Annotated in this window: 17 protein-coding genes; 8 read left to right on the top strand and 9 right to left on the bottom strand. The window is 68.4% G+C overall.

The window, feature by feature from the left end; all coding sequences use genetic code 11:
• Together EZE58_RS15040 and EZE58_RS15035 are read left to right on the top strand one after the other, a co-directional pair.
• Nucleotides 1–675 (top strand): TrkA family potassium uptake protein, encoded by a 675-nt coding sequence (locus EZE58_RS15040; RefSeq protein ID WP_167560852.1) that lies wholly within the window; start codon nucleotides 1–3, stop codon nucleotides 673–675.
• On the top strand, nucleotides 672–1,337 hold the full coding sequence (locus EZE58_RS15035) for a TrkA family potassium uptake protein (protein ID WP_009377006.1): 666 nt from the start codon (nucleotides 672–674) through the stop codon (nucleotides 1,335–1,337). The genes EZE58_RS15040 and EZE58_RS15035 overlap by 4 nt, the downstream gene beginning before the upstream one ends.
• A 35-nt stretch (nucleotides 1,338–1,372) precedes the next feature.
• Here EZE58_RS15035 and EZE58_RS15030 read toward each other — a convergent pair whose 3' ends face one another.
• Genes EZE58_RS15030 through dut form a run of 3 tightly spaced genes read right to left on the bottom strand, consistent with a single transcriptional unit; the run spans nucleotide 1,373 to nucleotide 3,080 of the window.
• Nucleotides 1,373–1,741 (bottom strand): OB-fold nucleic acid binding domain-containing protein, encoded by a 369-nt coding sequence (locus EZE58_RS15030; RefSeq protein WP_009377004.1) that lies wholly within the window; start codon nucleotides 1,739–1,741, stop codon nucleotides 1,373–1,375.
• Between the two features lie 4 nt (nucleotides 1,742–1,745).
• Nucleotides 1,746–2,600: a DUF3710 domain-containing protein gene (locus EZE58_RS15025; protein ID WP_063250166.1), complete on the bottom strand. Its 855-nt coding sequence runs from the start codon at nucleotides 2,598–2,600 to the stop codon at nucleotides 1,746–1,748.
• A 6-nt stretch (nucleotides 2,601–2,606) separates the two neighbouring features.
• Nucleotides 2,607–3,080, bottom strand: coding sequence for a dUTP diphosphatase (gene dut, locus EZE58_RS15020; protein WP_009376998.1), 474 nt, complete (start codon nucleotides 3,078–3,080; stop codon nucleotides 2,607–2,609).
• A 65-nt stretch (nucleotides 3,081–3,145) separates the two neighbouring features.
• Between dut and EZE58_RS15015 the strand changes: the two genes are divergently transcribed.
• The gene (locus EZE58_RS15015; RefSeq protein WP_040341470.1) at nucleotides 3,146–3,601 is read left to right on the top strand and encodes a DUF3093 domain-containing protein; all 456 of its coding nucleotides are present in this window, start codon (nucleotides 3,146–3,148) and stop codon (nucleotides 3,599–3,601) included.
• Between the two features lie 168 nt (nucleotides 3,602–3,769).
• Here EZE58_RS15015 and EZE58_RS15010 read toward each other — a convergent pair whose 3' ends face one another.
• Nucleotides 3,770–4,069, bottom strand: coding sequence for a DUF4193 domain-containing protein (locus EZE58_RS15010; protein ID WP_009376994.1), 300 nt, complete (start codon nucleotides 4,067–4,069; stop codon nucleotides 3,770–3,772).
• Between the two features lie 290 nt (nucleotides 4,070–4,359).
• On the opposite strand from EZE58_RS15010, the gene EZE58_RS15005 reads away from it, so the two are divergent.
• On the top strand, nucleotides 4,360–4,590 hold the full coding sequence (locus tag EZE58_RS15005; protein ID WP_009376992.1) for a hypothetical protein: 231 nt from the start codon (nucleotides 4,360–4,362) through the stop codon (nucleotides 4,588–4,590).
• A gap of 181 nt (nucleotides 4,591–4,771) precedes the next feature.
• Here EZE58_RS15005 and EZE58_RS15000 read toward each other — a convergent pair whose 3' ends face one another.
• The gene (locus tag EZE58_RS15000; protein WP_082834947.1) at nucleotides 4,772–5,887 is read right to left on the bottom strand and encodes a ferrochelatase; all 1,116 of its coding nucleotides are present in this window, start codon (nucleotides 5,885–5,887) and stop codon (nucleotides 4,772–4,774) included.
• Nucleotides 5,888–6,055: 168 nt separating this feature from the next.
• Here EZE58_RS15000 and sepH point away from each other — a divergent pair, with 168 nt between their 5' ends.
• The gene (gene sepH / locus EZE58_RS14995; RefSeq protein WP_063250167.1) at nucleotides 6,056–7,171 is read left to right on the top strand and encodes a septation protein SepH; all 1,116 of its coding nucleotides are present in this window, start codon (nucleotides 6,056–6,058) and stop codon (nucleotides 7,169–7,171) included.
• On the opposite strand, the gene cydC is transcribed toward sepH, so the two are convergent.
• The 3 genes from cydC to EZE58_RS14980 are packed head-to-tail and all read right to left on the bottom strand — an operon-like array spanning nucleotide 7,146 to nucleotide 13,236.
• Complete coding sequence (gene cydC / locus EZE58_RS14990) at nucleotides 7,146–10,637, bottom strand: thiol reductant ABC exporter subunit CydC (protein WP_167560849.1); 3,492 nt, start codon at nucleotides 10,635–10,637, stop codon at nucleotides 7,146–7,148. The two genes, sepH and cydC, sit on opposite strands and share 26 nt — an antisense overlap.
• Entirely contained in the window at nucleotides 10,634–11,656 is a 1,023-nt protein-coding gene (gene cydB / locus EZE58_RS14985) for a cytochrome d ubiquinol oxidase subunit II (RefSeq protein WP_009376984.1), read from the bottom strand. Before cydB ends, cydC begins: the two co-directional genes overlap by 4 nt.
• A gap of 14 nt (nucleotides 11,657–11,670) precedes the next feature.
• Nucleotides 11,671–13,236, bottom strand: coding sequence for a cytochrome ubiquinol oxidase subunit I (locus tag EZE58_RS14980; RefSeq protein WP_040341502.1), 1,566 nt, complete (start codon nucleotides 13,234–13,236; stop codon nucleotides 11,671–11,673).
• Nucleotides 13,237–13,494: 258 nt separating this feature from the next.
• On the opposite strand from EZE58_RS14980, the gene EZE58_RS14975 reads away from it, so the two are divergent.
• Nucleotides 13,495–13,857 (top strand): BlaI/MecI/CopY family transcriptional regulator, encoded by a 363-nt coding sequence (locus EZE58_RS14975; RefSeq protein WP_040341501.1) that lies wholly within the window; start codon nucleotides 13,495–13,497, stop codon nucleotides 13,855–13,857.
• A gap of 19 nt (nucleotides 13,858–13,876) precedes the next feature.
• Nucleotides 13,877–14,770: a M56 family metallopeptidase gene (locus tag EZE58_RS14970; protein ID WP_009376978.1), complete on the top strand. Its 894-nt coding sequence runs from the start codon at nucleotides 13,877–13,879 to the stop codon at nucleotides 14,768–14,770.
• Between the two features lie 45 nt (nucleotides 14,771–14,815).
• On the opposite strand, the gene EZE58_RS14965 is transcribed toward EZE58_RS14970, so the two are convergent.
• Nucleotides 14,816–16,927 carry a DNA topoisomerase IV subunit B gene (locus tag EZE58_RS14965; protein ID WP_063250170.1) on the bottom strand — a complete coding sequence of 704 codons (2,112 nt, stop codon included), beginning with the start codon at nucleotides 16,925–16,927 and terminating at the stop codon, nucleotides 14,816–14,818.
• A 97-nt stretch (nucleotides 16,928–17,024) separates the two neighbouring features.
• Between EZE58_RS14965 and EZE58_RS14960 the strand changes: the two genes are divergently transcribed.
• The gene (locus tag EZE58_RS14960; RefSeq protein WP_167560845.1) at nucleotides 17,025–17,849 is read left to right on the top strand and encodes an N-acetylmuramoyl-L-alanine amidase; all 825 of its coding nucleotides are present in this window, start codon (nucleotides 17,025–17,027) and stop codon (nucleotides 17,847–17,849) included.
• Nucleotides 17,850–17,891: the final 42 nt, after the last annotated feature.

Genomic DNA, 17,891 nt, shown 5'->3' with positions numbered 1-17,891 from the left:
ATGCACTTCGTCATCATGGGCTGCGGCCGAGTCGGGGCAACGCTGGCCAAAGCACTCGATGCGAATGGCCACTCGGTTGCCGTCGTCGATCGTGACCCCGACGCCTTCCTCAAGCTCGGACCCGACTTCAAGGGTGCGACGATCACCGGCTTCGGATTCGACCGGGAGACCCTCACCCAGGCCCGCACCGCCGACGCGTTCGCCTTCGCCGCCGTCTCGAGCGGAGACAATTCCAACATCCTCGCCGCGCGTGTCGCCCGGGAGACCTTCGGCGTCCCGAACGTCGCCGCCCGGATCTACGACCCCGACCGCGCGCAGGTCTTCGAACGCCTCGGCATCCCCACGGTTCCCACGGTGCGCTGGACGGCGGAGCAGGTGATGCGCAAACTCGTCCCGCAGGGCTCGATCACCGAGTTCCGGGAGCCCTCAGGCAACCTCGTCCTCGCCGAGGTCCACCTCGACCCCGGGTGGGTGGCCAGACCCATCGCGGAGATCGAGGAGGCCACCGGCGCGCGGGTCGCCTACGTCACCCGACTCTCCGAGGGCATCGTCGCCACCGACGAACTGCTCATCCAGGACGGCGACCTCGTCCACCTCATGTGTCCGGTCGGTCGCCTCAGCGAGATCGAGCGCATCCTCGACAAGCCCGTGACCGCCAGGGAGGAAGAAGAATGAGAGTCGTCATCGCCGGCGCCGGATCCGTCGGCCGCTCCGTGGCCAGGGAGCTGCTCGACAAGCACCACTCCGTCCTCCTCATCGATCAGAGCAAGGAGGCGCTCGGGCACGAGAAGATCCCCGGCGCCGAATGGCTGCTCTCCGATGCGTGCGAGCTCTCCGGTCTCGGCGAGGCCCACCTCGAGGAGGCCGACGTCGTCGTCGCCGCGACCGGTGACGACAAGACCAACCTCGTCCTCTCCCTGCTTGCGAAGACGGAGTTCGGGGTGCCCAGGACGGTGTCCCGGGTGAACAACCCGAAGAACGAATGGCTCTTCGACGACAACTGGGGCGTCGATGTCGCCGTGTCGACGCCGAGGCTGATGACCGCGCTCGTCGAGGAGGCCGTCGAGGTCGGCGGCCTCGTCCATCTCATGAGCTTCGAACGGGGGCAGGCGGGGCTCATGGAGTTCACCGTCAACGAGACCTCGGAACTCGTCGCCTCCAGGATCGGGAACATCAGCTTCCCCGTCGACACGGTCCTCGTCGCGATCATCCGCAACGCACGGGCGTTCGCGCCGAGCCCGGACGACGTCATCGAGGCAGGAGACGAACTCTTCTTCCTCTCCTCCCCCGATCAGCAGGGGGCGCTGCTCAGCCTGCTCCAGGCCACAGCGAAGTGAGCGGACGCGAGCGCTGAGCACCCGTCGGAGGGTGCTCAGTCGTCGCGGGAGGCGACGAGCTCGTAGACGGGGTTGTGGGCGCGCAGGAGACCGTCGCGGTCGCAGAAGCGGCCTTCGAGGACGATGAGCGCACCGGGCCTGATGCCGCTGATCTCCCGGCGGCCGAGGAACTGTGCCTCGACTTCGCCGGTGCCGTCGGAGACGGTGATCGTCAGCCGCGGATTGTCACTGTTCGTCGACCGGGTCAGGGAGCTGACGACGCCGGCCACGCGCACCGTCGACCGGGACGGGACGGTGTCGATGCACGAGACGCCGGGGATCCGGCTGGCCAGCCGCAGGTCCTCGCGCGCGTCGTCGTCGCGAGACCCGAAGCCGTGGCTGAGGCGGGAGATGAGTCCGCGCATGGGATCAGCGGACCTCGGTGATCTCGGGTCCGCGGGCGAACGGGTTGATGTCCTCGGTCTCGTCCGTCTCCTCCTCGGCGGCCTCGACCTCGGGGGCGGTGAGCACGATGAGCTCTCGGGGAGCCATCGCCTCCTGCCCGCGGTCGACGACGACGCCGCGGACGAGGGCGCTGAGCTCGGCCCTCACCTCGGTGTCGGTGACGGCCTTGCCGGAGAACACGGCGCGGATGAACCAGCGGGGGCCGTCGATGCCGGCGAAGCGCATCGCGCGCCTGCTCGGGCGCCCGTCTTCGGACTTCGCGGGAACCTCGACGGCGAGCTCACGACCGAGGCCGGTGTGGAGTTCGGTGCACTCGCCGCCCTGCGCTTCGACGCTCGTCGCGAGCTGGCGGCGCACGGTGTTCCACAGGCCTTCGGAGCGCGGGGTCGCGAATGCCTGGAGCTGCACACCGCCGCCGTCGTGGATGAGGGTGACGGCGAGCACGCGCTCGGTCTCGTCGTCGGTGTCGAGTCGGATCTGCATGCCGTCGACGACGGGGACCTTGAGCGCCCCGAGGTCGAGGCGGTTGAGCTCGGGGTAGTCCTCGGCCGCGTCGAAAGGACCCTTCTCGGAGCGGTCGAAGGGAGCGGACTTCTCGAGCATCGCATCCTCGTCGAGGTCCTCGGTCTCCGCCTCCGTCTCGACGACGTCGTCGGAGGCGGATTCGTCGGAGGTGGACTCGTCGGAGGCATCCGCCTCGGCGACCTCCGTCTCGGAGTCCACGGCTGAGTCGGTCTCGTCCCGGTCGACGACCTCGGTGTCCGGGGTCTCGTCAGTCTCCGGTGACGACTTCTTGGAGAAACGTGAAAACAGTCCCATGATCCTTCACTCCACTGTATTGCCGAGGCCGGTGACGACTCCGCCGGTGGAGCCGAATCCGCCGGCGCCGCGGTCGCTGTCGTCGAGGCTGTCGACGACGCGGAAGTCGGCCTGCCGGACCTCTTGGATGATGAGCTGGGCGATGCGGTCTCCGCGGGAGATCCGCATCGGCACCTTCGGGTCGAGGTTGATGAGCGGCACCTTCACCTCACCGCGGTACCCGGAGTCGATCGTCCCGGGTGCGTTGACCACGGTCACCCCGTGCCGGCTCGAGAGTCCCGAGCGGGGATGGACGAAACCGGCGTGGCCGGCGGGGAGCGCGATCGCGATGCCCGTGGGCACCACTCTGCGCTCGAAGGGTTCGAGGGTGAAGTCGATCGCCGAGCACAGATCCGCGCCGGCGTCGGACGCGTGTGCGTAGGTCGGCGGGGCCATTCCCTCGTCGACGAGCGTGATGTCGATCTGCAAGCCTTCTGTCACAAGGAAGCACTCTAGTCCTCCAGGCTGAGCGCTTCAAAAACGTCCGCTGTGGGACAATGGGGGACATGGCTCAGACTCATACCGAACCGCACGTCGCCTTTCGGGAGAAGGTGCGCCCCTCGCCTGCGATGTGGGTGCTCTCCGCGATCGGCGCGGGCTCGACGGCGCTCATGGTCCTCCCCGTGTGGGCGCTCGGCGCCTTCGTCCTGCCCGTGATCACCTTCGCTCTCCTCGCCCTGTGGCTGCGTTCGCTGACCGTGACGATCATCGTCACCGACCAGAGGCTCTACGTCGGTGAAGCCCACATCGAACGGATCTTCATCTCTCGCGCCGAGGCGCTCGACGAGACCGCGACCGGCACCGCCCGCGGCGTCGGACTCGACGCGCGCGCCTTCCTCGTCACCCGCCCGTGGGTGAAGACCGCGGTGCGCGTCGACATCGACGACGCGGCCGACCCCACACCGTACTGGCTCGTCTCGACGCGCCGACCCCGCGAGCTCGCCGCCGCTCTCAACGGCTGAGCCCGCCCGGCAGAGCCGCACGGCACGGCTGAGCCCGGCCCGGCAGAGCCGCACGGCCCGGCTGTGCCCGGCGGCACTGCCGCTGAGCCCGCCCGGCTCGGCTGCGTCCCGGGAAAACGAAAACGCGCCCCGAATGGGGGCGCGTTGACGACGTCGACGAGGTGAGGCTCAGCCTGCGCAGTCCGTGCAGATGAGGATTCCGCCCTCATCGCTGGCCAGCTGCGAGCGGTGACGGACGAGGAAGCACTCCATGCACGTGAATTCGTCGTTCTGCTTCGGAAGCACGCGGACGGAGAGCTCTTCGTTCGACAGGTCGGCTCCCGGGAGTTCGAACCCTTCGGCGGCCGCCGTCTCGTCCTCGTCGATCTTGCTCGCCTGGGCCTGCGAGCGCTGCGCCTTGAGCTGCTCGATCGAGTCGCTCTTGATTTCGTCGTCGTGCTTGCGAGGTGCGTCGTAATCGGTTGCCATATGGCCTCATCGCTCTCTGTCGGGTGTGCTGAAATGGAGTTTCAGCCCCTGTCGCCTATCGTGTCCCCAGCATTGTGCACTGCATGGCACCCATTGGCAAGAGCAGATGATAACCTGTCACGGTGATTCTCGTCACCTTATGACGCTCACACATACGACTCTCGAAAAGCTCTGTCAGAATGCAGAGGACGATGCCGTGCGCGTGCGCCGGATTTCGACGAGCACCGAACACACGTCGGCGATGACTCCGCTCATCCCCGACCGACTATTCCCGGAAGGACGGATGCACGATGAGTGAATTCGCAGAGCAGCTGGACAGCAGGATCGACGATGTTCGTCACCGCTTGCAGGATGCCCGATCAGCCGGAGACGACTACCTCGTCGAGAACCTCATCGACGACCTCGAGAACCTCCTCGAACTCGCCGACCGCAACGACGTCGACACCGGGCCCATCGTCGAGGTCATCAAGGCCGAGACCGGTGCGCTGCCGGTGATCCCGGAGCCTGAAGAGCAGAGCTGAGTCCCACCACCGAGGCGGTGGAACGACGGAAGGCGGGTGCCCGAGGGCACCCGCCTTCCTGCGTACGCGCTGTCCGTGCGCATGCTCTGTCGAGCGCGAACCCGCGCTCGCTCAAGCCCGCCGTCACTTTTCGGACGTTCCTCGCCTCGCAAAGCGACGGCCGGCGTGAATGAGAGAGATCTCACCCGGCAGCAGGCGCCCAGTTCGGCAGCGTGGGCTTGTCGGCGCGGCCGCGGCAGCACGCGATGCTGCACGCGCCGCTGCCGGGGGACAGCGGCGTCGTGCCCGGCAGCGCGGGCGTCTCGACGGACTCCCCGCGCAGCTGTGCGAGCCGCTCCTCGACGAGGTCGACGAGCCCGGAGACGAAGCGCGGGTGGGTCCCGACGGTGGCGACGCGGGTGAACGCGAGCCCGAGGTCGGCGGCCGTCGCCTTCGCCTCGGTGTCGAGGTCGAAGGCGACCTCCATGTGGTCGGAGATGAACCCGATGGGCACGAGGACGACGCCGGTGACGCCCTCCGCGGCGAGTTCGGTCATCCGGTCGTTGACGTCGGGCTCGAGCCACGGCATCGAAGGCGGTCCCGACCGCGAGCAGTAGACGAGTTCGGCGGGCAGGCGCTGACCGGCCTCGAGCCCGTCGAGCAGCCACGCCATGAGCTCTTCGTGCTCAGCCCGGTAGCCGACGGTTTCGACCTCCGAGGCGGCCTGCATGACGTCGGGGATCGAATGCGTGACGAAGAGGATGCGGTGCCGCTGCGGGTCGAGCTCCCCGACCTGTCCGGCGAAGTCGGTCAGCCCCTCCCCGAGGAGCTCGGCGCAGGCCTCGGCGTAGCCGGGGTGGTTGTAGAACTGGCGGATCTTGTCGAAGCTCACCTCGACGCCCTCCGCGGCCAGCGTATCCACGGTGCCGGCGAAGTCCTCGCGGTACTGGCGGCACGAGGAGTAGGAGGAGTACGCCGAGGTGTCGATCGCGAGGAAGCGGCTGCGACCGGCCTTCGCCTCGTCGCGGGCGACGTCGGTGAGGTAGGGCGTCCAGTTCCGGTTGCCCCACACGATGGGAAGGTCGAGGTGACGGCGCCCGATCTCGTCCCGCAGCGCCGCGAGCAGCGCCTTGTTCTGGTCGTTGATCGGGGACTTCCCCCCGAATCCGTAGTAGTGCTCCCCCACCTCCTCGAGCCGCTCGTCGGGGATGCCGCGGCCTGCGGTGACGTTCTTGAGGAAGGGAACCACCTCCTCGGGAGCTTCCGGTCCGCCGAAGGACATGAGGACGATGGTGTCGATGGGAGCTGTCGTATTCACGACTGCGATTTTACAGGCTGCAGTCCTCCGCCGCCCGCTGTCCGCACCCTGAGCGGATCCGACTCACGAGGGCGCCGGATTTCGCGACTCGCGCGGAAATCTGCGGGCTTCGAGGGCTCGGACGTGACACGATGCAGGGTGAGAAGCGATGACAAGGAGCGAAGGCGAATGCGTGAACTGATCTTGCACGGGGTCGACGCCGACGGCACACATCTGCTCCTCGGCGATGACTCCGGGGCGCAGTACAGACTGGCACTCGACGAGTCGCTCTATGCGGCTGTGCGCAAGGACAGGGCCGTGGTGCGCTCCGATGCGCCCGTGCGCCCCCGCGACATCCAGGCGATGATCCGCGGCGGCATGAGCGCCGAGGAGGTCATCTCCGCCACCGGCGCCGATCCCGACCAGGTCCGCACGTACGAACGTCCGGCGCTCGCCGAACGCGCGCACATGGCGCACACCGCGAGCCGGCATCCCATCTACTCCGACCACGATCCCAACGGCGATCCGACCCCCCTCGTCGAGCTCGCCCAGACCCGCCTGGCGATGCGCGACGTCGACATCGAGACGATGGACTGGGACGCCTGGAAGCAGCAGGACGGCAACTGGTACGTCGAGCTCAGCTTCACCGCCGCCGACCGCAAGCGGACCGCCGGATGGAACTACTACCGGGGTTCGCTCACCGCCCTCGACGACGAGGCGAAGTGGCTCGCCGACTCCGGACCCACCGACACCGGACCGATCCCCGGCTACAGCTCGAACGGGGAGCGCCGCCGCACCACCGAGGAGATCGAGACTCCCCCCGCCGAGGCGGAGGTGGCATCACGCTCCCAGGAGCGTCCGGCCACACTGAGCGACCATCAGGCCGAGACGGGTCGGATCCTGGAGAACCTCCGCCGTCGCCGGACCCGGCATGACGACGACGAGGAGCCTCGGGGCCGTCTGCGCGCGGTGACCGAGGATCCCGAGACCCATCCGCAGGGCGCTCACACCGCCCCCGGCCGTCCCGCCGATGCCACCGATGACGAGGTCCTCGCGTTCGAGTCCCGCTCCCCCGCCGAGGCGGATCACGTCTCCGGTGAGGACGAGCAGGAGCCGACCCAGGAGGTCGGGACCTTCGACGACGACAATCAGCTCTCCCTGCTCAACGAGCCCGGTGTCAGCGACGGCGTGCCCTCCCCCAAGGAGCCCGAGTCCAAGGAGTCCGAGTCGCGGGCGAAGAAGAAGAGCAGCCGCGCCTCGATCCCCAGCTGGGACGAGATCATGTTCGGATCGAAGCGGGACTGACCTCCGTCCCCAGCTGCTCCACCCGGTCGCCCGCGGCCACCAGGCTGTGATCATGGGTGACCATGATGACCGTGTGATCGCTCAGGCTGGTACGCAGGTCGTCGATGAGGCGGTGCGCGGTTCCCTCGTCGAGGTGGGCCGTCGGTTCGTCGAGGACGATGACCTCGGCCCCGGTGAGCAGGGTGCGGGCGATCGCCAGCCGCTGCCGCTCGCCGCCGGAGATCTCTCCACCGTGGTCACCGACCCACCGGTCGAGACCGGCCGGGGTCGCCCAATGCCCGAGGCCTGCCGCACGCAGGGCTGAGAACATCGCCTCATCGTCGGGGACCCGTCGCGAGGCCAGGGCGAGGTTGCCGCGCACCGTCGACCTGAAGACGTGCGCCTCCTGCGGACACCACGCGATGCGCCCGGCGAGCTCCTCGGGACCGAGGGCGAGGACATCGATGCGCCCGCCGTCCCCCTCTTCGGCCGAGTAGGTGCCCGACCAGGGGTCGAGGAAGCGCAGGAGCACGCTCACCGTCGTCGTCTTCCCGCTGCCGCTCTCCCCGCACACGACGGTCCACGCGGTGGCATCTGCCGTGAGAGCGAGGTCCTCGAGCACGGGCACGCCGTCCCAGCCCACCGAGACGTCGGCGAGCTCGAGCTCGGTCAGGGGCGCACGATCCGGCTCCCAGGCCTCGGACTCTGTCCGGGCCGCCTCGGCGGGGTGGGCCTCGGTCTCCTCGGACTCGGCCGGATCCGCCTCGGCGAGCTCGGACTCAGCGGCGGCGGTGACGGGCGGGAGCCGGTCGAGGGCGATGCCGAGAGCGGGCATCTGCCGCCACGCCCCCAGGGCGGAGGCGAAGACGTCGGCGAGGCCGAAGGTGCTGAGGACGACGACGGCGAGGATCTCCGTGGGAGCGCCCGAGGTCAGTGCGATGACGATCGCCGCGAGCACGGTCGAGGCCTCGATCCACAGTTGAGCGGCGCCGAGGTGGCGCGCCGACCGCTTCTGCGCGGACTCGAGGTCGTCCTCGGCCTCGGCGAGTCGGTCGAGCACTGAGTCCTCAGCGCCGTTGGCTCGCAGGTCGGCCTTCGCACCGAGGGCACGGGTGAGGAGCGAGAGGACCATGGCCCGACCGACGTGGATGCGGTTCGCGAGCACGCCCTCGGCCCGGACGAAGACGAGTGGGACGACGATGACGTTGATGATGCCGAGGACGACGATGACGGGCACGGAGGCCGGGTCGAGGATCGCTGCGGCGATGATCACGGCGGTGACGACGAGGGCTGTGACGACGGGCGGGAAGAGCGTGCGGGGCACGAGGTCGCGGACTTCGTCGGCGTCGGCGACCATCGTCGCCAGCGCCGTGTCCGAGGAGAGCATCTTCCGGTCGCTCATCCCGGCCTGTGTGAAGTGCGTCCACAGCACCGAGCGCAGCCGTCCGAGCGCACCGAAGACCGCCGAGTGGAGGTGGAGCCGGCTCACGTAGAGCAGGACGGAGCGGCACAGACCGAAGAAGCGCACGCCGACGATCGCGACGAGCAGCGTCATGATCGGAGGACCGTACGAGGCCTCGACGATGAGCCACGCGGACACGGCGGTGAGCGAGATCGCCGCGAGGCTCGCCGCGCACGCGGTGAGCAGGGCGATGGCCATGGTGCCGGTGAACAGCGGCAGGGTCGCCCGCAGCGTCCTCCAGCGGGCGCGGAGGGTGCCGGGTCCTCCGTGGGTCCGCGACGACGCGTCGATCCGAGCCTGCGCGCTGCGCTGTGCCGTGCGCTCGGTGTCGGTCGCAGGCCCCGCCGGGCCGGCACCCGAGGGAGGCGGGCTCGCGACATCCGCTGACGTTCCGGTGTTCGGGCCGGCGGTGTGCGATGAGGCGGTCTTCGCTGCCCCCGAGGCGCTCGGGACTCCCGTGCGCCCCCTGTCCCCATCGGTCGCCGGTGCCGTCTCCGCCCGGCCGAGGACCGGGGTGATCGTGTCCGTGGCGAGGGCGAGGACCCGCGGGTCATGGCTGGCGAGGACGACCCGGGTGTGCTCGGCCGCCTCGGCGATCATGGCGATGATGATCTCCGCATTGTCGTCGTCGAGGTGGGCCGTGGGTTCGTCGAGGACGAGCAGATCGGCGTCCTCCCGCATCCGGGCGCGGAGGCGGACGAGGGCGAGCCGGCGCAGCTGACCGGGGCTGAGCGCCCCCGTCGCCTGGTCGCGGTCGACGGGCAGGCCCGCCTCTCGCAGGGCAGCGGTCGCGTCGTCACCTGAGAGCCCGAAGGTTGCGAGCTCCTCGCCGACGGTCGTGCCGAAGGTCCGCGGGCTCTGCGGAACGAGGGCGGCCGGCTGGGAGGCGATCGTCGTCTCCGCACCTTCGGGAAGGCTGCCCGTCAGCGCTGAGAGCACCGTCGTCTTCCCCGCCCCCGAGGGACCGAGCACGGCAGTGATCCCGGGTTCCGTCGGCATCGTGTCCGCCCAGGTGATCGTCGTGCCGTCGGCGTAGACGGCCCGGTGGCCGCCTCCCGTCGCCGAGGCGCCGGCGCGGTCGCCGGGGACGGCGTCCTCCCCCCTGCGGTCGGGGTCGTCGAGCAGGGTGTGGGCCCGGTCGAAGGCGTCCCGACCGTTCTCACTGGCGTGGAAGCCGGCCCCGAGGGCCCGCAGCGGCATGAAGCACTCGGGGGCGAGGAGGAGTGCGAGGAGTCCGTCACTGAGCTCCATCGACCCGGACACGAGTCGGACGCCGATGACGACGGCGACGAGGGCGACGGAGATCGTCGCGATGAGTTCGAGGGCGAGGCTGGAGAGGAAGGCGACGCGCAGCGTCGTCAGACTCGCCGCATGGTAGTCGTCGCTGAGACGTCGCAGGGTGCGCGCGTGCTCGCGGGAGCGGCCGAGGCCGATGAGGACGGGCAGTCCCTCGGCGAGCTCGGCGAGGTGGTCCGAGAGCCGTTCGAGGGCGCGGAGGCTCTGCTTCGTCGTCTCCTCGGTGTAGCGGCCGATGAGGATCATGAAGAACGGCACGAGCGGGAGGCAGAGGACGATGATGATCGCCGAGAGCACATCGGCGAAGACGATCCGCACGAGGAGGACGGCCGGGACGATCGCGGCCTGCGCGAGGGCGGGGACGACGGTGGTGAAGTAGTCGTCGAGGTCGTCGATGCCGCGGGTGACGGTGACCGCGGCCTTCGCGCGGGGCTGGCCGGGGCGGCGCAGCAGAGTCCCGAGGATCCGGGAGCGCAGCCCCCGCTTGGCAGCGGCGGACTGCGCGGTTCCCAGGCTGTGGTCGGCCCACAGGCTCGCCCCGCGCAGGGCCGCCCCGAGCACGCCGAGGACGACCCAGAGCGGGACGGGCCCGAGGTCGAGGATCGTGCGCACGAGCGCCTCGGCGATGAAGACGATGCCGACCGCGCGGACGGCGGCCGAGGTGAGAGCGAGGACGAGGGACCTCCTGCCCCCGGGCAGGGACAGGAGGATCCCGATCGGTGAGCTCACGAGCGGATCGCCGCCGGCACCCGGTGGGCGTCGGGGATGTGCGATTCGGCGATCCGGTTGAGGAAGTGCCGGTAGCTGTAGATCTGGTAGCCGATGACGATCGGCAGGAAGATCGCGGTGACGATGAGCATGACGCCGAGGGTGTAGTCCGACGACGAGGCAGTGCCCACGGTCAGCGAGAACGCCGGATCGAGCGTCGAGGGCAGGACGTTCGGGTAGACGCCGGTGAAGACGGCGGCCATGCCCGCGAGGAGGAAGAGCCCATGGAGGAAGAACGCCTTCTTCTCCGCCCCCGCGCGGATCGCAACGTATGCTGCGATGATCGCGACGACGGCGATGCCGACGGGCACGACGAGCCACGTGCGGTTGAGGATCGCGAGGACGAACCAGATGAGCATCGGCACGGAGCACACGAGCATCGACTTCGTCGCCCAGCGCCGGGCCTTCGCCCGCAGTTCGCCCTCGGTCTTGAGCGTGAGGAAGAGGAGGCCGTGGACGAAGCAGAAGGTCACCCCGGCGAGACCGCCGAGGACGGCAGGCCAGCCGAACCACGCGAAGGCTCCGCCGACGAGGTCGCCGTTCTCATTGAGCGGCAGACCTGTCGTCGTGGTCACGAGGAGGGCGCCGATGAGGAAGGCGGTGACCGTCGAGCCGATCGCCATCGCCCAGGTCCAGAACGTCAGCCACCGCTGGGTGTGGCCCTTGCCGCGGTACTCGATGGCCACGGCACGGAAGATCAGCCCGAGCAGGCAGAGCGTGAGCGGGATGTAGAGGGCGCTGAAGAGCGAGGCGTACCAATGCGGGAACGCCGCGAACATCGCCCCGCCGGCGGTGATCAGCCACACCTCGTTGCCGTCCCAGACGGGACCGATCGAATTGAGCAGGACGCGCTTGCCGCGCTCGTCCTTGGTGAAGATCGGCATGAGCATGCCGACGCCGAGATCGAACCCGTCGAGGAAGAGGTATCCGATCCACAGGACTGCGATGAGGACGAACCAGATCGTCGCAAGAATCTCCATCGGTCTTCTCCTCCTCAGTAGGCGAACGACAGAACGTCGTCGTCTTTGCCGGTGATGGTCGGTTTGTGATTGGACTCGGCGAGTTCGGGCATCGCCGAGGCGACCCCTCCCCTGATGTACTTCGTGAGCAGTTTGAGCTCGACGACCATCAGTCCGCCGTAGACGAGGGTGAGGCTGATCAGCGAGAACAGCAGCATCGCCGGCGTCACCTGGGGCGAGAGCGCGGCCTGGGTGAACATGTACACCCCGTCGAGCTGCGCCGGGTTCGGAGCGACGACGAAGGGCTGACGGCCCATCTCGGTGAAGATCCACCCGGCCGAGTTCGCGATGAACGGCGCGGCGATCGCCAGCAGCGCCCCGCGCATCAGCCAGGTCGAGGTCGGCACCGTCCCCTTGCGAGTCAGCCACAGTCCGACGACGCAGACACCGGCGGCGATGATGCCGAAGCCGATCATGGCGCGGAAGCCCCAGTACGTGACGATCATGATGGGCTGGTAGTTGATCGGCTCGCCCGCATGCTCGCCGTAGCGCGGATCGTCGGGGATCGTCGTGCCGTAGCGCTCCTGGTACTCCGGCAGCAGCGTCGTGACACCGTGGACGGGAGTCTCGAAGTCGCCATTGGCGAGGAACGAGAGCAGACCCGGGATCTCGAGGACGTTCTGGACCTCGGAGCACTTGTTCGAGGCGGGGTCGCCGATCGTGAGCACAGAGAACTCGGTGCCGTCGTGGCAGGCGCCCTCGGCCGAGGCCATCTTCATCGGCTGCTGCTCGAACATGAGCTTGGCCTGGATGTCGCCGGTGATCGAGACGCCGGCGAAGGCGATGATGCCGGTGATCGCTCCGATCCGCAGAGAGGTGATCCACACCTTGTAGTCGATCTTGTCGCGTCCGGGAACGTCCGCAGCGCTGCCGACGATGACCTTGCCGTCGGCTCCGACGGAGTCGATGCCGTCCTTGCGCCGACGGTAGAGGTGGTACCACGAGATGCCGACGAGGAAGCTGCCGCCGACGGCGAGGGCGCCGAAGAGGGTGTGGGTGTAGGCCGCGATCGCGGTGTTGTTGCCGAGCACCGCCCAGACATCGGTCATCACGGGCTTGCCGTCGACGAGTTCGACGCCGACGGGGTGCTGCATCCACGAGTTCGCGACGATGATGAAGAACGCTGAGATCCACGAGCCGATGACCGCGCACCACAGCGCGGTCAGGTGGAGCCAGCGCGGCAGTCGTCCCCAGCCGAAGATCCACATGCCGAGGAACGTCGATTCGAGGAAGAAGGCGAGCAGAGCCTCCATCGCCAGCGGGGCACCGAAGACGTCGCCGACGAAGCGGGAGTATTCGCTCCAGGCCATGCCGAACTGGAATTCCTGGACGAGACCGGTGGCCACGCCCATGATGAAGTTGATGAGGAAGAGCTTGCCGAAGAACTTCGTCGCCCGCAGGTAGACCTCGTTGCCCGTGCGGTGGTAGATGGTCTGGAGGATCGCGACGAGCATGCCGAGCCCGAGGGTGAGCGGAACCATCCAGAAGTGGTAGACCGTGGTGATGCCGAACTGCCAACGGCCGATGAGCACCGGATCCAGTTCCATGGGCTTCTCCAATCCTGTCGTCGAGGGAATCTTTCTACAACACGTAGAATTCTACGCCCGGTAGAAGTCGGTTGGACAACGTCTCACAGTGCGACTCATCACGTCCCGGAAACCGCATCGGCGTCGCGGCAGATTCCGCGGCACCAGGTCGAACCCACCGCGCACAGAGGCCGGCCTCACATGGAATTCGACATTGCGTAGAGGTAGAATGAGCGGACAAGGCGAATGGACTTCTCGAAGGACAAGGGAATCGTGGGAACACTGGGCGAACTCGAACGCAGCGTCATGGACGCCATCTGGGTCCACGACGACGGACTGAGCGCAGCCGAGCTGCGCGACGCCCTCGCTGATCGGGATCTCGCTCTGACGACGATCCACACCGTTCTCACCCGGCTGGAGAAGAAGGGTTTCGTCACCCGCGACCGCAGCGTCCGCCCGCACCGCTACATCGCGGTGTCGACGCGTGAGGACCACGTCGCCGAACTCATGACCGAGGTGCTCTCCCAGGCCCCGGATCGCCAGGCTGTCCTCGCCCGCTTCCTCGGCACCGTGACCGAGGCCGACGAGAACACCCTGCGCAACCTGCTCGGACGCAACCACTCCTCGCGTTCCTGACGGCCGGCCGAGTTCCACCATGATCCTCGTGGGATGCCTTCTGGCGATCCTCGCATTCCTGCTGGCGTGGCCCGTGCCTGCGCTGCTGCGGCGATTCCGCAGCGATCCGATCTCCGAGGTCATCCTCTGGCAGGCGGTCGGCCTCTCCGGCGGCCTCTCCCTCATCGGAGCGGCACTCGCCTTCGCCGTCGACCCTGCGTCCACCAGTCTGCCCCACGGCCTCTGGGATCTCGTGCGCGGCGAATCCCACGCGAAGCTCTCGATCTTCGCGTGGACGTTCCTCATCATCGCGCTCGTGCTGATCGGGCGCCTCCTCGGCTGCCTGGCGCTGACGTTCTACTCAGCGCGGAGGACTCGACTGCGTCATGCCGAGATATTACACCTGCTCAGCGAACCATCCCAGAACTATCCCGACACGCGCATCATCTCCTCCGACGAGGCCGTGGCGTACTGCCTTCCGCAGGGCCCGCGCAAGGGCACAGCCGTGCTCTCAACAGGGCTCCTTGAGGTCCTCAGCGAAGACGAGCGATCCGCGGTCATCGCCCACGAAAAGGCGCACCTCGATTTTCGTCACGATATCCTTGTCATTCCCTTCGCCGCCTGGCACCGGGCGCTGCCGTTCTTCTCGGCCACCGCGATCGGACTGAATTCGGTCAACCGGCTCATCGAGTTCATGGCCGACGACCAGGCCCGTGAGCGCATCGATCCGGCCGTGCTCGCCCGAGCCGTGTCGGCGGCGGCCCGCATCAGTCCCGAGCATCGGGAAGAGCTGAGCGCCGAGCGCATCGAGCGGCTCTGCCAACCCCGGCACCCGGCCCGGGCGATGGTGCGGCTGGTCTCGTGTCTGGCCGCCGCCGGTCTGCTGCTCATCCCGACGGTGCTCCTCTTCGTTCCCGTCCCCGCCCTCACCTGAGATCCGGGTCGGCTCCCCCGACGACGAGCCGACCGCGCCAGCCGCTCAGCTGTCGATGCGTTCGGCGTCGAGGATCGCGGCGCCGGAGACGATGAACTCCTTGCGGGGGCCCACCGACGAGCCCATGAGGAGCTCGAAGGTCCGCTCCGCCGCCTCGGCGTCGGCCATCGTCACCCGCCGCAGGGTGCGGTCGGCGGGGTCCATGGTCGTCTCCGCGAGCTGGTCGGCGTCCATCTCTCCGAGGCCCTTGTACCGCTGGATCGGCTCCTTGTACGTCTTCTTCGACTTGTCGAGCTTCTTGAGCAGCGCGTGGAGTTCGGCCTCGGAATACGTGTAGACGATCTCGTTGGGGGTGCCGCGCTTCGTGACGATCTCCACCCGGTGCAGCGGCGGAACGGCGGCGAAGACCCGACCCTCCTCGACGAGCGGCTTCATGTACCGGAAGAAGAGCGTGAGCAGCAGCGTCCTGATGTGGGCGCCGTCGACGTCGGCATCGGTCATGATGATGACCCGACCGTACCGAGCCGATTCGAGGTCGAAGCTGCGGCCCGAGCCGGCCCCGATGACCTGGATGAGTGCGGCGCACTCGACGTTGGCGAGCATATCGGACAGCGACGCCTTCTGAACGTTGAGGATCTTGCCGCGGATCGGGAAGAGCGCCTGGTAGTCGGAGTTGCGGGCGGCCTTCGCCGTGCCCATCGCCGAGTCGCCCTCGACGATGAAGAGCTCGGTGGTCTCGACTCCGCTGTCGCGGCAGTCGTAGAGCTTCGCCGGCAGCGATGAGGCCTCGAGCGCGGTCTTACGGCGCTGGTTCTCCTTGTGGGTGCGCGCGGAGATCCGCGACTTGAGCTCGGCGACGACCTTCTCCATGAGGACAGCGGCCTGCTGCTTCTCCGCACGCTTCGTCGAGGAGAGTACGGCTCCGAGCTGGGCTTCGACGGTCTTCGCGACGATCTGGCGGACCGCGGCGGTGCCGAGGACCTCCTTCGTCTGCCCCTCGAACTGGGGTTCGGCGAGCTGGACGGTGACGACGGCGGTGAGCCCGGCGAGGACGTCGTCCTTCTCCAGCCTGTCCTTGCCGAGCTTGAGCTTGCGGGCGTTGGCCTCGACCGCTTTGCGCATCGCCTTGAGCGTGGCCTGTTCGAAGCCGGCGAGGTGGGTGCCGCCGTGCGGAGTGGCGACGACGTTGACGAAGCTCTTGATCTTCGTGTCGTAGCCGGTTCCCCAGCGCAGCGCCACGTCGACGCCGACCTCACGTTCGACCTCCTTCGACACGAGGTGGCCGGAGGAGTCGAGGACCGGCACGGTCTCCTTGAACGATCCCGTCGACTGCATCCGCCACGTGTCGGTGATCGGGGGGTCGATCGAGAGGTGGTCGACGAATTCGGTGATCCCGCCGTCGAAGCGGAAGTCCTCGACGCGTTCGGCGATGACCTCACCGGTCTCGTCACGGGCGACACCCCGGCGGTCGACGATCGTGAGCTCGAGGCCGGGGACGAGGAACGCCGTCTGGCGGGCGCGTTCGACGAGGTGCTGGTAGTCGAACTGGGCGCTGCCGAGGAAGATCTGCGGATCGGCCCAGTAGTGGACCTTCGTGCCGGTGACCCCGCGCTTGGCCTTGCCGACGATCTCGAGGCCGGTCGCCTCGTGGAACTCCTCGAAGGGGCTGTCCGGGCTCGGGGCGCCCCCCGAGTCGTCGAAACGACCGGGGACGCCTCGGCGGAACGACATCTTGTGGACCTTCGACCCGCGGGTGACCTCGACGTCGAGACGCGAGGACAGGGCGTTGACGACGGAGGCGCCGACACCGTGGAGACCGCCCGAGGCGGCGTAGGAGGAGCCGCCGAACTTGCCGCCGGCGTGGAGTTTGGTCATGACGACCTCGACCCCGGTCAGCCCCGTCTTCGGTTCGATGTCGACGGGAATGCCGCGACCGTGGTCGGTCACCGCGACGGAGCCGTCGGGTTCGAGCTCGATGAGGATGGACGAACCGAACCCGCCGAGGGCTTCGTCGACGGCGTTGTCGATGATCTCCCACAAGCAGTGCATGAGCCCGCGGGAGTCGGTCGTTCCGATGTACATGCCCGGTCGCTTCCGCACGGCCTCGAGGCCGGACAGCACGGACAGATGGCGGGCGCCGTAGCTTTCCTCTTCCACACTCTTCCTCTCGTTCGATTGAATTCTAATCGTCCGACTCCCGGGCGGCGGGCTGCGGGGGCACCGTGTCGGCTCCGAATGCTGGGACAATGGACTCATGACAACTCTGCGCCGCACCTCGCACCCGCCCCGCGGCACGCTCGCCTGGGCGAGCACCCTCGTCGCGGCGGCGATGCTCACCGGCTGCGCGCAGGGACCCTCTCCCGCCGCCGACCCGCCCTCGGTCGCTCCGGAGCCGTTGGCCACATCCGCCTCGGCGGCGGAGACTCCTGCGGCCGACGAGCTGACGGGGCGGACCATCGCGCTCGACCCCGGGCACAACGGCGGCAATGCCGCGAACCCCGATGAGATCGCGCGGCGGGTCCCCGACGGTCGCGGCGGGACGAAGGCGTGCAACACGACGGGCACCGCCACCGACGACGGATACGCGGAATCCGCTTTCGCGTGGGCAGTGGCCCAGCTGCTCGCCGACGACCTCGAGGCCAAGGGAGCGAGAGTGATCATGAGCCGCGAGAACGATGACGGGGTCGGTCCGTGCGTCGACGAGCGCGGCACCTTCGCCGACGATGCCGACGTGCTCGTGAGCATCCACGCCAACGGCAGCGAGTCGACGAGGACGAAGGGCTACCACGTCATCGTCGCCGACCCCGGGACGAGTCCCGAACTCGAGGAGCAGTCGAGCGCGCTCGCGTTGTCCGTGAGCACGGCGATGGCCGAGTCGTTCACCCCGAATCAGGCCTACGGAGAGGATGCGATCAGTCCGCGCCCCGACCTCGCCGGGCTCAACAACGCCTCGGTGCCCGCGGTCATCGTCGAATGCGGGGAGATGCGCAACCCCGACGAGGCCGAGGTGATGGAATCCGAGGACGGGCGGCGGCGCTACGCCGAGGCGATCGCTGCGGGCATCGTCGACTGGCTCTGAGTCCCCCGTCCGCCGCGCAGGGACCCCTGGAGACGCGACGAC

The organism is Brevibacterium sp. LS14, from assembly GCF_012027885.1.
Classification (GTDB): Bacteria; Actinomycetota; Actinomycetes; order Actinomycetales; family Brevibacteriaceae; genus Brevibacterium; species Brevibacterium casei.
Note: the sequence above shows the minus strand (reverse complement) of the source record. Positions and strands in the feature narration are given on the sequence as shown.

Coding starts and splice junctions, on each gene's coding strand:
- EZE58_RS15040 (WP_167560852.1), top strand. CDS start 1: ATGCACTTCGTCATCATGGGCTGCGGCCGAGTCGGGGCAACGCTGGCC.
- EZE58_RS15035 (WP_009377006.1), top strand. CDS start 672: ATGAGAGTCGTCATCGCCGGCGCCGGATCCGTCGGCCGCTCCGTGGCC.
- EZE58_RS15030 (WP_009377004.1), bottom strand. CDS start 1,741: ATGCGCGGACTCATCTCCCGCCTCAGCCACGGCTTCGGGTCTCGCGAC.
- EZE58_RS15025 (WP_063250166.1), bottom strand. CDS start 2,600: ATGGGACTGTTTTCACGTTTCTCCAAGAAGTCGTCACCGGAGACTGAC.
- EZE58_RS15015 (WP_040341470.1), top strand. CDS start 3,146: ATGGCTCAGACTCATACCGAACCGCACGTCGCCTTTCGGGAGAAGGTG.
- EZE58_RS15010 (WP_009376994.1), bottom strand. CDS start 4,069: ATGGCAACCGATTACGACGCACCTCGCAAGCACGACGACGAAATCAAG.
- EZE58_RS15005 (WP_009376992.1), top strand. CDS start 4,360: ATGAGTGAATTCGCAGAGCAGCTGGACAGCAGGATCGACGATGTTCGT.
- sepH (WP_063250167.1), top strand. CDS start 6,056: ATGCGTGAACTGATCTTGCACGGGGTCGACGCCGACGGCACACATCTG.
- cydB (WP_009376984.1), bottom strand. CDS start 11,656: ATGGAGATTCTTGCGACGATCTGGTTCGTCCTCATCGCAGTCCTGTGG.
- EZE58_RS14970 (WP_009376978.1), top strand. CDS start 13,877: ATGATCCTCGTGGGATGCCTTCTGGCGATCCTCGCATTCCTGCTGGCG.
- EZE58_RS14960 (WP_167560845.1), top strand. CDS start 17,025: ATGACAACTCTGCGCCGCACCTCGCACCCGCCCCGCGGCACGCTCGCC.